Source organism: Lentzea roselyniae (genome assembly GCF_039537795.1).
In the GTDB taxonomy this organism is placed as follows: Bacteria; Actinomycetota; Actinomycetes; order Mycobacteriales; family Pseudonocardiaceae; genus Lentzea; species Lentzea atacamensis.
The window spans coordinates 36,632-46,594 of record NZ_BAABBE010000045.1 but is presented as its reverse complement, the minus strand read 5'-3'; the positions used below and the strand labels follow the sequence as shown (position 1 = coordinate 46,594).

12 protein-coding genes and 1 pseudogene are annotated in these 9,963 nt (G+C 65.0%); 12 read left to right on the top strand and 1 reads right to left on the bottom strand.

From position 1 onward, the window contains the following. Positions 1-241: 241 nt before the first annotated feature. The 10 genes and pseudogenes from ABFX45_RS42005 to ABFX45_RS41960 all read left to right on the top strand — a co-directional run bounded on the left by ABFX45_RS42005 (position 242) and on the right by ABFX45_RS41960 (position 8,118). Positions 242-703: a hypothetical protein gene (locus ABFX45_RS42005; protein ID WP_346136560.1), complete on the top strand. Its 462-nt coding sequence runs from the start codon at positions 242-244 to the stop codon at positions 701-703. 94 nt (positions 704-797) lie between these two features. Further along, positions 798-1,558, top strand: a pseudogene (locus tag ABFX45_RS42000) (transposase); the annotation flags it as partial. A gap of 358 nt (positions 1,559-1,916) precedes the next feature. Further along, positions 1,917-3,149, top strand: a complete 1,233-nt coding sequence (locus tag ABFX45_RS41995) for an IS110 family RNA-guided transposase (RefSeq protein ID WP_346136562.1) — start codon at positions 1,917-1,919, stop codon at positions 3,147-3,149. Between the two features lie 385 nt (positions 3,150-3,534). After that, entirely contained in the window at positions 3,535-5,112 is a 1,578-nt protein-coding gene (locus ABFX45_RS41990; protein WP_346136558.1) for a cholesterol oxidase substrate-binding domain-containing protein, read from the top strand. A gap of 144 nt (positions 5,113-5,256) precedes the next feature. Continuing rightward, positions 5,257-5,838 (top strand): hypothetical protein, encoded by a 582-nt coding sequence (locus ABFX45_RS41985; RefSeq protein WP_346136556.1) that lies wholly within the window; start codon positions 5,257-5,259, stop codon positions 5,836-5,838. Positions 5,839-6,065: 227 nt separating this feature from the next. After that, positions 6,066-6,302, top strand: coding sequence for a hypothetical protein (locus tag ABFX45_RS41980; protein WP_346136554.1), 237 nt, complete (start codon positions 6,066-6,068; stop codon positions 6,300-6,302). A gap of 143 nt (positions 6,303-6,445) precedes the next feature. Beyond that, complete coding sequence (locus ABFX45_RS41975; RefSeq protein WP_346136552.1) at positions 6,446-7,447, top strand: YncE family protein; 1,002 nt, start codon at positions 6,446-6,448, stop codon at positions 7,445-7,447. Next, positions 7,444-7,701, top strand: coding sequence for a hypothetical protein (locus ABFX45_RS41970; protein WP_346136550.1), 258 nt, complete (start codon positions 7,444-7,446; stop codon positions 7,699-7,701). Before ABFX45_RS41975 ends, ABFX45_RS41970 begins: the two co-directional genes overlap by 4 nt. Positions 7,702-7,730: 29 nt before the next feature. Further along, positions 7,731-7,889: a hypothetical protein gene (locus ABFX45_RS41965; protein ID WP_346136548.1), complete on the top strand. Its 159-nt coding sequence runs from the start codon at positions 7,731-7,733 to the stop codon at positions 7,887-7,889. A 61-nt stretch (positions 7,890-7,950) separates the two neighbouring features. After that, the gene (locus ABFX45_RS41960) at positions 7,951-8,118 is read left to right on the top strand and encodes a hypothetical protein (protein WP_346136546.1); all 168 of its coding nucleotides are present in this window, start codon (positions 7,951-7,953) and stop codon (positions 8,116-8,118) included. A gap of 94 nt (positions 8,119-8,212) precedes the next feature. Here the strand turns inward: ABFX45_RS41960 and ABFX45_RS41955 are convergent, their stop codons facing one another. Next, entirely contained in the window at positions 8,213-8,689 is a 477-nt protein-coding gene (locus tag ABFX45_RS41955) for a hypothetical protein (protein WP_346136544.1), read from the bottom strand. A gap of 472 nt (positions 8,690-9,161) precedes the next feature. Between ABFX45_RS41955 and ABFX45_RS41950 the strand changes: the two genes are divergently transcribed. Continuing rightward, positions 9,162-9,632, top strand: coding sequence for a hypothetical protein (locus ABFX45_RS41950; protein ID WP_346136542.1), 471 nt, complete (start codon positions 9,162-9,164; stop codon positions 9,630-9,632). Positions 9,633-9,796: 164 nt separating this feature from the next. Continuing rightward, positions 9,797-9,949: a hypothetical protein gene (locus tag ABFX45_RS41945; protein WP_346136540.1), complete on the top strand. Its 153-nt coding sequence runs from the start codon at positions 9,797-9,799 to the stop codon at positions 9,947-9,949. Positions 9,950-9,963 lie beyond the last annotated feature (14 nt).

Below are 9,963 nucleotides of genomic sequence, written 5' to 3'. Positions count from 1 at the left end.
TCGGGTTACCTTCGCACTCGCGCCGTAGTGACCTGAACGATCCCGGTTTGCGTCTGGCCGGTGCGGTGATCGATTGCGGGATGGTGCGCGCCCTGCATGGCAGTGCCCCGGCCAGTAGCTTTGGTCGTGGGCACTGCTCCAATCGCGCGTGGAGATCAGGCTGGCGGGATGCACTACGGCGAAGCCCTCCGTTTGGCGGCCGAGGACATCGCGACACTCGATGCGCGAGAGACGGCATCCGGTGACCACTGACCAGATCCTCGACCGAGTGATGCCGATGATGTCCACGTGGTGGCACAGAGTTGACGCCTGGCACGACAACCTGCTCATCGGGACGGCTGCCTGGCCTTGGCTCGTTGTGGTGGTATGCGCCGACTACGTGATAGCTCGCGCCGTCCTCGGCGTGTTCTTGTTCTTCTCGCGCTGGTTCTGGAGGCGCTTGCTCGCGATTCCGCTGCTGCTGCAGCGCACGGCCGCGGACACCGGCGATCCTCGGCGGCTTCGATTCGCGGTGCTGTACTCGTTCCGAACCACCAGTCTCCGGCTCGACCGCGCGCCCACATCAGCTGATCGTCTCGACTGGACCGTGTTCTACGACGAGCATTTCGGCCTCTTCGGCTGGGAGAACGCGAGCACGACGATCGGCCGATGGAGCCTGGGGGCACACGTGAAGCCACCATGCTCCCACCGCAGGCAACCCTGACGTCAAAATTCGCGAACATCGACCTGGGCGATCAAGCCCTGCCGTCCGGCTTCATGAACAACCGCCGTCACAGAAGGCGAACAAACTCACCGGATGCTGGGCCACCGTCAACCCGCCCCGCCCCGGCGGCGTTCACGAGCAGGCCACACGCGAACGCTGGAACAAGGTCCACGATCTACTCGGCCAAGGAGTCGGGCTGCTCGACTGCGCCCGCCGCCTCGGCGTGGCTCTGAACACGGTCAAACGCTACGCCCGCATGCCCGAACCTCAGGCCCTGCGCATCACCCCGACCTACCGCCCGACCCCTACCGTGAACATCTGCGCGGCCGCCGCGCGGCCGATCCCGCGATCCCTGTCACCCTACTGCTCGCGGAGATCCGCAAACTGGGCTACACCGGCAGCGCCAACCTTCTGGTCCGCTACCTCAACCAGGGCCGCGCCGAAGGCGACCGCCCCGTCACGACCTCCCGTCACGCCAGTCGCCTGCTGCTCACCAAACCTGAGAACCTGCGCCCGAAGGACACGACCCTGCTGGAGAAAATCGCCGCAGCCTGCCCAGAGATGACCGCACTCGCCAGGCTGATACGCGGCTTCGCCACACTGCTGACACCGGCCGCGGGCAACGACGTGAAGCTCACCGAGTGGATCGCGGAGGCTCGCGCCGTCGATCTGCCGCATCTACGCAGTCTCACCAACGGCATCGAGATCGACCGGTCCGCAGTGGACGGTGCCGTCACCCTGCCCTACCACAACGGCCGCACCGAAGGCGTCAACACCCGCACCAAAAGAATCATGAGACAGATGCACGGACGCGCGGGATTCAACCTTCTCCGCCACCGCATCCTTCTGCCCTGACGGCCACTCCGCGTCACCACCGACTACGAGCCAGAGCCGCTCGTTTGACAGTGTGTGAGCCCGTCCTGGCGTGCGGGCGTGGTGAGCGGACAAAATTGGTGCGGGCCGGGCTGGGTGACGCCGAGGGTCCGTGGTGCCGAGCGAGCCCGTTTGACAGCCTGGCGCGGGGATCGTGGGTTGTGGGCCCGTGAATTGTTGCCAGTGAGCACGTGGAACAGAGTGCGTTCTGTTACCGGATCCCTCCCGGCTCGGCCCGCCGCAAGAACGACATGAAACTTCGCAGCTCGTGGAGGTCCGCTATGAGCGAGACCGTGACAGTCGATGACGGCATGGAGATCGCTTCTCACGGGTCGCCGGTCTGGACATCGGCAAGCGAGAACTTGTTGCCTGCGTTCGGGTTCCGGACAAGAACGGCAGGTTTCGTTCCCAGACCAAGACGTTCTCGACGATGACGCGGGGGCTGCTGGACCTGGCCGGGTGGCTGGCCGCTCATCGAGTGCAGGTGGTGGCGATGGAAGCCACCGGCGCGTACTGGAAGCCCGTGTTCTATCTGCTGGAAGCCTCGTTCGAGGCACAGCTGGTCAACCCGCGTGATGTCAAGCAGGTCAAGGGACGTAAGACCGATGTCAAGGACGCCCAGTGGCTGGCCCAGCTGGTCCAGCACGACCTTGTCCGTTCCTGTTTCGTCCCGCCACCACCGATCCGGGACTTGCGGGAGCTGACGCGTCAGCACACGCATCTGGCCCGCGATCGAGCAAGGGTGATCAACAGGTTGGAGAAGCTGATCGAGGAGAGCGGCCTGAAGATCTCTTCGGTCACCTCGAACACGCTGGGCGCCTCCACCAGGGCGATGCTGGAGGCGATCGTGGCCGGCGAGCGCGATCCGGCCACGCTGGCTGAGATGGCCAAAGGACGGTTGCGGGCGAAGATCCCGCAGCTGCGGGAGGCGTTGCAGATCGCCCGGTTCAGCGACGCCTCGGCGTTCATGATCGGCCAAGTGCTGGCCCAGATCGACATGCTCGACGCGCAGCTGGCCGCCTACGCGGTCAAGATCGAGCAGGCGATGCGTCCTTTTGCGCGAGCCAAGGAACTGTTGATGACCATCCCTGGGATCTCTGACCGGATCGCCTGCGGCATCATCGGTTCCATCGGGACCGACATGACCGTCTTCCCCACTCCAGGTCATCTCGCCTCCTGGGCTGGGGTCTGCCCAGGCAACAACCGCTCCGCCGGCCGGGAGCTGTCCTCGGCCACCACCCACGGCGATCCTTATCTGCGGGGCTGGCTCGGGATCGCAGCCGGCATCATCGCCCAAACCCGCAGCCACCCCAACTACTTGAAGAGCTACTACCACCGGCTGCGGAAACGCCGCGGTCCGCTACGCGCTCAAGTCGCCGTCCAGCACAAGATCCTCACCGCGACCTGGCACATGCTCACCCACGACGTCGCCTACCACGACCTCGGCCTCGACTACTTCGACCACAAGCCCCGCTCGCTCCAACACCAGGCACAACGCGCCCGCAGGCTCATCGCCGAACTGATCGAGCAGGGCTACGACGTCTCCCAGCTGATCCCCGACCACGCCGCCTGACCACACGAACACCAGAAGTCGCCCTGGGGCTATTTAGGGAACAGACCCAGGAGACCGCGCGGATGAATCTAGGGAACAGTCCCGAGAAAAACGACATCGGCCGAAGTTCGGACACAGCGAGAACATGACCCATTAAGAGCAATGTGTACACCCGTATGGGCCATAACGAACCTGGTGAATGCGCGATGTTGTGTGTGACGGACTTGACCGCCGAGGAAGCGAGGACTGCGCTGTGTGCGACGCGTCGGAGGAGGACACCGGTTGGTCCCGTCGACGGTTTCTGGCGGCTTCGCTCGGGACAGGCGCGTCACTGATTCCGATCGGGCGGCTGTTCGCGGGTGCTGCGGAGGGGGGTGAGCCACCGCCCGGCTTTCCGTCGTCCATCGTGGTGTACCGGCAGGCATACCGGAACTGGGCGCATGAGATCGAGGTCGACGGCGTGTGGACGTGCGAGCCCCGCACCGCTGAGGATGTCGTCCTGCTGGCCAATTGGGCGCACGTGCACGGGTACACGTTGCGGGCGCAGGGCTTCCGGCACGGCTGGGCGCCGCTGACGGTCCCGGGCGTGGAGACCTCCGCCAAAACCGTTCTGCTGGACACGAGGACGTACCTCACCGCCGTCGAGGTCGTGAACGCGTCGCCGTCGGCGGTGCGCGCGCAGACCGGTATCTCCATGGACGCTTTGCTGCAGTTCTTGGAAGACAACGGGTTGGGTGTCACGAACACACCGGCCCCCGGTGATCTCACGCTGGGAGGTGTGCTGGCGATCAACGGTCACGGCAGCTCCCTGCCCGCCGCCGACGAGGTGTTGAGCGAGGGACACACGTTCGGCTCACTGAGCAACCTGGTGGTCTCACTGACCGCGGTGGTCTGGGACAACGCGCGCCGTCGCTATGCGTTGCGCACCTTCCACCGTGGTGAACGGTTGTGCTCTGCGCTGCTGACCTGTCTGGGCCGGGGATTCGTCACGGAGGCCGTGCTCCGGGTCGGTGTGAACAGCAACCTGCGGTGCGTCAGCACGGTGGACATCTCCGCCGCGGAACTGTTCGCCGCGCCCGGCACACCGGGAGCACGAACGTTCGCAGGTTTCGTGGAGGAGACGGGGCGCGTCGACGCCATCTGGCTCCCGTTCACGGATGCCCCTTGGCTGAAGGTGTGGACCGTCAGTCCGATCAAACCCAAGTCGTCACGGGAAACGCGCGAGCCCTACAACTACCCGTTCTCGGACTCAATACCCGAGGAGATGGCGGAGCTCTACCGGCAGATCACGGAGGGCGCGACGTTTCTCGCGCCGACTCTGGGCCAACTGCAGTACGAGGTCGTCGCCACCGGACTCGTCACGACGCGGTCGGCGGATCTGTGGGGCCGGTCGAAGAACCTTCAGCTCTACATCAAGCCGACCACGGCACGCCTGCACGCCAACGGGTACGCGATTCTCACCCGACGCGCGAACCTTCAGCAGGTGCTGCACGAGATCGCCACCCGCTACACCGAACTGCTCGGCGAGTACGCGGCTCGGGGCGACTACCCGATCAACGGGCCTGCCGACTTTCGGGTGACCGGTCTCGATGTGCCAGGGGACGTGAGAGTCGCCGGTGCCCGCGCACCCGCACTGTCGGCAGCCAGGCCGCATGACGCGCATCCCGAGTGGGACATCGCCGTGTGGCTGGACATCCTGACCCACCCCGGCACCGCGAGCTCGAACCGGTTCTACCGCGAGCTCGAGGAGTTCCTGCTGAGCCGCTACTGCGGCGTGGACGCGATGGTGCGCGTGGAATGGTCGAAGGGCTGGGGCTACACCGACTCGGCGCGCTGGGCGAGCGAAACCCTGCTGTCGCACAGGATCCCGGAAAGCTACCGCACGGGTTCGGACGTGGACTGGAACTGGGCGGTGCATGCGCTCGACACGCTCGATCCACACCGGGTGTTCACCAACTCACTCCTCGACACGATGCTGCGCTGATCCGCAGCTCCGGCGGAAGAACGAGGGCGACAGTCCATTGCGGATGAGCTCGTGGGCGTCTTCACCGTGGCCGGTGCAGCGGCACCGCCTTCACCACCGCGTTCCTCGACGCCGTGCTTCGTCGAACACGCACGGATCGAGTGAATGGAATATCAATCGGATGAGAAGGGAACAGTCATGAACCGACGACGATTCACCATGGTGGCCTGTGCCGCGGCGCTGGTCACAGGCTCGATCACGGTGTTGATCACGCCTGCCTCGGCAGCCGGCGTCAACGCGAGTTGTAAAGGCTCGTTCAGATCGACGTTCTCTCCCTCCATCATCGCGACGGTGAGGTCGGTTACCAGCACGACCAACAGCCAGTACAACGACTGCGTGACCGGACGGCCCGGCGATGGGCACAACTCTTCGACGAACGAAGTGTCGTGCCAGAGCGTCCGCACCACCGTTGCTCCGGTGGAGGAAACGATCACCTGGGACTACAGCGAGGAGCCCAAGCAGAGCAAGATCGTTTACAACAAGGTCGATGTCGACGGTCCAAGCGTCATCTGGGAAGGCAAAGTCGCGTCCGGCCGTTTCCAGGGCGACTCGGCCAGGAAGGTGATGCAGGTGACGTCCTGGAACCAGGACGGGTACCAGTGTCTGTTCCCGCAGAACGATGTCTTCAGCGGCGAACTCACGGAAGTCGGCGGCGACACGGAAATCACGATCACGTCGATCCGGTGATCGGAAAGCTGGAGCGGCGCATGTGAAGGAAGGGCCGTCATCCTCCGAACCGCTCCCCGGAAGTTGGACTGGGAATCCAGTTCTGACTCTCGGGGAGTGGTTCGTTGCATCCACGAAGCTCGTTGTCTGAGCGGCAGCGGGAGACCGCTGTCGCGTTGTTCGAGGCCAGGTATGGCCGAGACGCCGCCGCGACCCGGTTGGGAGTGTCCGCTGCCGCGGTGCGACGCTTGCATGATCGTTGGAGGCTGTGGAGCGCGGGAGCGCTGATGAACAAGCCGGGCAAACGGCTGTACACGTTCGAGTTCAAGCTCGAGGTCGTGTGCCGCCGCGCGATGGGTCCGCCCCGAACGGGTGGCGAAGTGGGGCACCGCGCCTGGACCAGCGACCGCCAACTGCGGCACTCCTCGTGGCGCGGGCCACGCCCCGATCGCTCGCCCGACGGCGTGAAACTTCCGGTTCGGTGATCGTGGACCGGGCGGTCGAAGCAGGTCGGCCAAGCAGGGTCCACGTCAATTTCGTGGACGACCAACGGTAGGGTTTTGCAAAGGTGCAGCTCGATCGGGTGGCGTCGTGCGCGGTGGTCACCGGACCGTCGGATAGTGGCCGCATGAGGGCCTTGCACGCGACAGCAGCGACCTTGCTGGTGGTTTTGGTGTGCCCCATCCCAGCGGACGCCGCGGCGAACCCGTGCGGCGAGTCGGAGCCGATCTACGCCGTCGCGAACGCCGATCAATCGGTAACGGCGCTGACGGTGCACACGAACACCGACAAGGTGATCCGACGTTCACAGCCGTTCAGGTACGCGGGCTTTTTCACCACGGCGGCAGTGCCCGCCACCAGTGAGCACATCTACGTCCACCAGTCGGACACCTATGGGCTCAAGCGGCCGACCTTCACGGCGGTGTCGCTCAACGACGACTCCGTGTCCACACTCCGGCCTGCCCTGATCTTGACGCGGCCGCCCGTCGTGAGCGCGGACGGCAGCCGCGCCTACCTGCGGGGGCTGGACGATGTACGGGTCTTCACCTTTGCCGACGGGACAACGAAGACGGTCCTGACGCTCAAGAGCATCAGCACGATGGCTGTGAGCCCCGACGGGACGCGGCTGTACGTCACCACGTCTACTTCCAAGCTGGTGCAGTACCTGAGTGCCGACGGTGCGCACGTCACAGACGTGGTGACGGGGGGTGTGCCCTCCTCCCCCGTGGTCAGTCCCGATGGCGCGTTCGTCTACGTCGCCATCGGCGGCCGGTCGCCGAAGATCGCCAAGTACGACGCGAAGGACCTTCGGCTCGTGGCGGAGCTCACCGTGGACAGCTTCTCGGACAATCTGGTGCCGAGTCCCGATGGTTCGCGGTTGTTCTACAGAGACGCCAAATCGATTGCTGTAGTGGATACGACCACGATGTCGGCCGCAACGCGGTTCGGCCTGATAGGCAGTTTCGTGCTCTCGCCCAACGGCGGATGCCTCTACGCGATCAAGCCCGTTCACGAGGGTGGTGGCGTGTTCAGGATGAGCTCCACCGGCGAGGGGCTGAGGCAGGTCGATCTCGGCCCCGGCGTGCGGACGATCGCCTTCCGGTGGGCGAAGGCGAAGGAGGGGCCGTGAGAGGTCGTGTGCTGCTCGCGGTGCTGGCGACCGCGCTGATCCACGTTCCGGCGGCATCCGCCGCGGATGACGACTGCGGCGCCGAGGTCGTCCACTTCGCCGGAAAGTACACCGGCGGCGACATGGATGGACTGCTCGAAGTCGAGCTGACGGTCGGCACCACGGGAGCGTCGACCGCGACGGTCAACACCCCTGACGGCGCGCTGACCGGCGAGGGGCAGGCCTCGCTACCAGAGCCGGAGATATCCTGGTAGAGCTCACGTTCACCGTCGACGGCGAGAAGTTGCCAGTCGAGCTCGAAGGCGTGTACTGGGAGTGCGCGGCACCGCCGACCGTCGACGAAGTGACGTTCCTCGACCGGATCGAGGACTGGATCGTCGTGAGCCGGGCGGACACCTCGACGGCCATGACGCCACGCGGCCTCGAACTCGATGTGGCGTGAGTGGTTGCCGATGTAGCCAGGCGCACACGTTCCCACCTCCCTGGCGAGGATGTGCCACTCCATGAGACTGATCTTGGTGCACCCCCGTGAGATGGCCGAGAACGCACAGGGGCCCGGAAAGCTGGCCGTGGACGAGCGGACGGCCGAGGTCGTGAAGTGTGTCCTCGTCGAGCCGCCGCGCCGGGCTGGGCCGGCACCAAGACTCGCCACCCGGGTCGTCACTGTCTGATGTGGACTTTCCCAGCTCTGGCTTTCCCTTCTCTGAGACGGTATACACCGGCCTGCCGGGTGCCGCCGGACGAACGGGGGTGGACTCCAGCTAGCTAGGTGCGAAGCTCGATCTTGAGATAGTCGCCGTTGCCCGGCCCGTGTGCGGTGATCTTCGCGGACGGTTGCGAGTTGTCCGCACTGGGCGTCCAGACGCCGTAGCCGCCGAGGGCGACGGCGTCATAGCTGCGCGGGTACTTGTTCTCGCGGCGGAGGAGCGCCGTGAGGGTGACCGCGGCGGGTGTGCCGTCGCTGGTGAGCACGAGGTTCGACTGGACGATCGGCGTGATGAGGTCCAGCTCGATGACGGTCGCCGAGGCTGATCCGGTGCCGATTGGCGTCTTCAGCTCTTTGTCGGAGAACAGCTTCAGCTTGCAGCAGTACACCAGGCCGGGTACCGGCGTCTGGGGCAATGTCAGGCCCGCCCGCTGTGCGTAGATCGTCACCATGCCGTCGGCGGCGGCCACGGCAGGCAACGCCGTCGACATGATCCCCGCTGCCGCAGCGCCTTTGAACAGTCCACGTCGGTTCATGTTCCGCAGGATGCGCCTGGGGTGCGAAGATCGCAGGCCGCGTCACCCGATGGGTAGGTGATGGTGCGGCCCCACCCCTTTCGATCCGATCTGCGCGCCGAACGAGCCTCTTTCCACGAATCCCGATGACCTGGTACGGCGACAGCGGCCACGGCGCCTGCCGACAGTCATCAACGAAAAACCAGAGCCTGGCTGCGATCTCGCCCGTCTGGTGGACCAGCTCCAACCCGAACAACGACCCGCTTCCTGAGCAAACCGGCTTTCCACCGCCTCGCCAAGCCGGGCCTCGGCAACGCTTCCGGCGTCACATGGAGATCGTGCATGAGTGCCGTAGCTGGGTGGGCGTTGACCCTGCGGCCCTCACCCAGTACGACCTGATCGGGTGCAAAACGGCCGGTGATCATGCGGGTTCTATCCGCTGCGGGAACATCGGAGCCGACGAGCAGCAGTTCCCGCAGAGGTGTTGGGTGCGATGAAAGGTGTCCCGGTACTGCTGATCGGCTTGTTCCTGGCTATCAGCGCGGACACAATCCCACCGCTTCAGGCATCGGAGTTCTGTCAGGCCTCAGGGCTGACCATCGCCGACGGAACACAGATCAAGCAGCCCAACTGTGTCAGTCTGGAGATCGGCGAGATCCCGTCGGTCGACAACATGGTCTCCGCGGTCATCGTCAACCCGAAGAACGCTCAGACGATTCGCAAGGGCGTGCCGTTCACGGTGGAGGTCAAGGTCGCGAACCTGGCTACCGGCTTTTTCACCGACCCGGAGTTCGACTACTACCAGATCCAGCAGACGCTGGATGACAACGGAACAATCCAGGGGCACAGCCACGTCGTGATCCAGCGGCTCAACGGGTCGAACGTCCCGGATCCCCGGGTCTTCGCCTTCTTCAAGGGGTTGAACGACGCCGCCGTCAACGGTGTTCTCTCGGTGACGGTGTAGAACGGGCTGCCCCAGGCCGGCCGGTATCGCGTCTGCACGATGAACACGTCGAACTCGCACCAGCCCGTAGTCATGCCGGTGGCGCAACACGGTGCACAGGACGACTGCGTCCGCTTCATCGTCGAATAAGGCGGCGAGGAACCAGTTCGTCGCCGCTGCGCCTGATGTACCTCATTCACTACCTCGGCACGTCCGGTACGCAGATCATCTGCGCAACCCACTCAAACGTCGACATCGCCGAAGTGGACGAGGGCAACCAGGGGTTCAGGCTTGTGAGCGCGGAACTGCTCGTCTCCCCTCCGTCCAGGGCAACGTGAAACGGCAATCGTCA

What these genes read in the sequence shown, in the direction of transcription:
- ABFX45_RS41985 (WP_346136556.1), top strand. Translation starts at nt 5,257, where the DNA reads ATGGAATATCAATCGGATGAGAAGGGAACAGTCATGAACCGACGACGA.
- ABFX45_RS41975 (WP_346136552.1), top strand. Translation starts at nt 6,446, where the DNA reads ATGAGGGCCTTGCACGCGACAGCAGCGACCTTGCTGGTGGTTTTGGTG.
- ABFX45_RS41960 (WP_346136546.1), top strand. Translation starts at nt 7,951, where the DNA reads ATGAGACTGATCTTGGTGCACCCCCGTGAGATGGCCGAGAACGCACAG.
- ABFX45_RS41955 (WP_346136544.1), bottom strand. Translation starts at nt 8,689, where the DNA reads ATGAACCGACGTGGACTGTTCAAAGGCGCTGCGGCAGCGGGGATCATG.
- ABFX45_RS41950 (WP_346136542.1), top strand. Translation starts at nt 9,162, where the DNA reads ATGAAAGGTGTCCCGGTACTGCTGATCGGCTTGTTCCTGGCTATCAGC.
- ABFX45_RS41945 (WP_346136540.1), top strand. Translation starts at nt 9,797, where the DNA reads ATGTACCTCATTCACTACCTCGGCACGTCCGGTACGCAGATCATCTGC.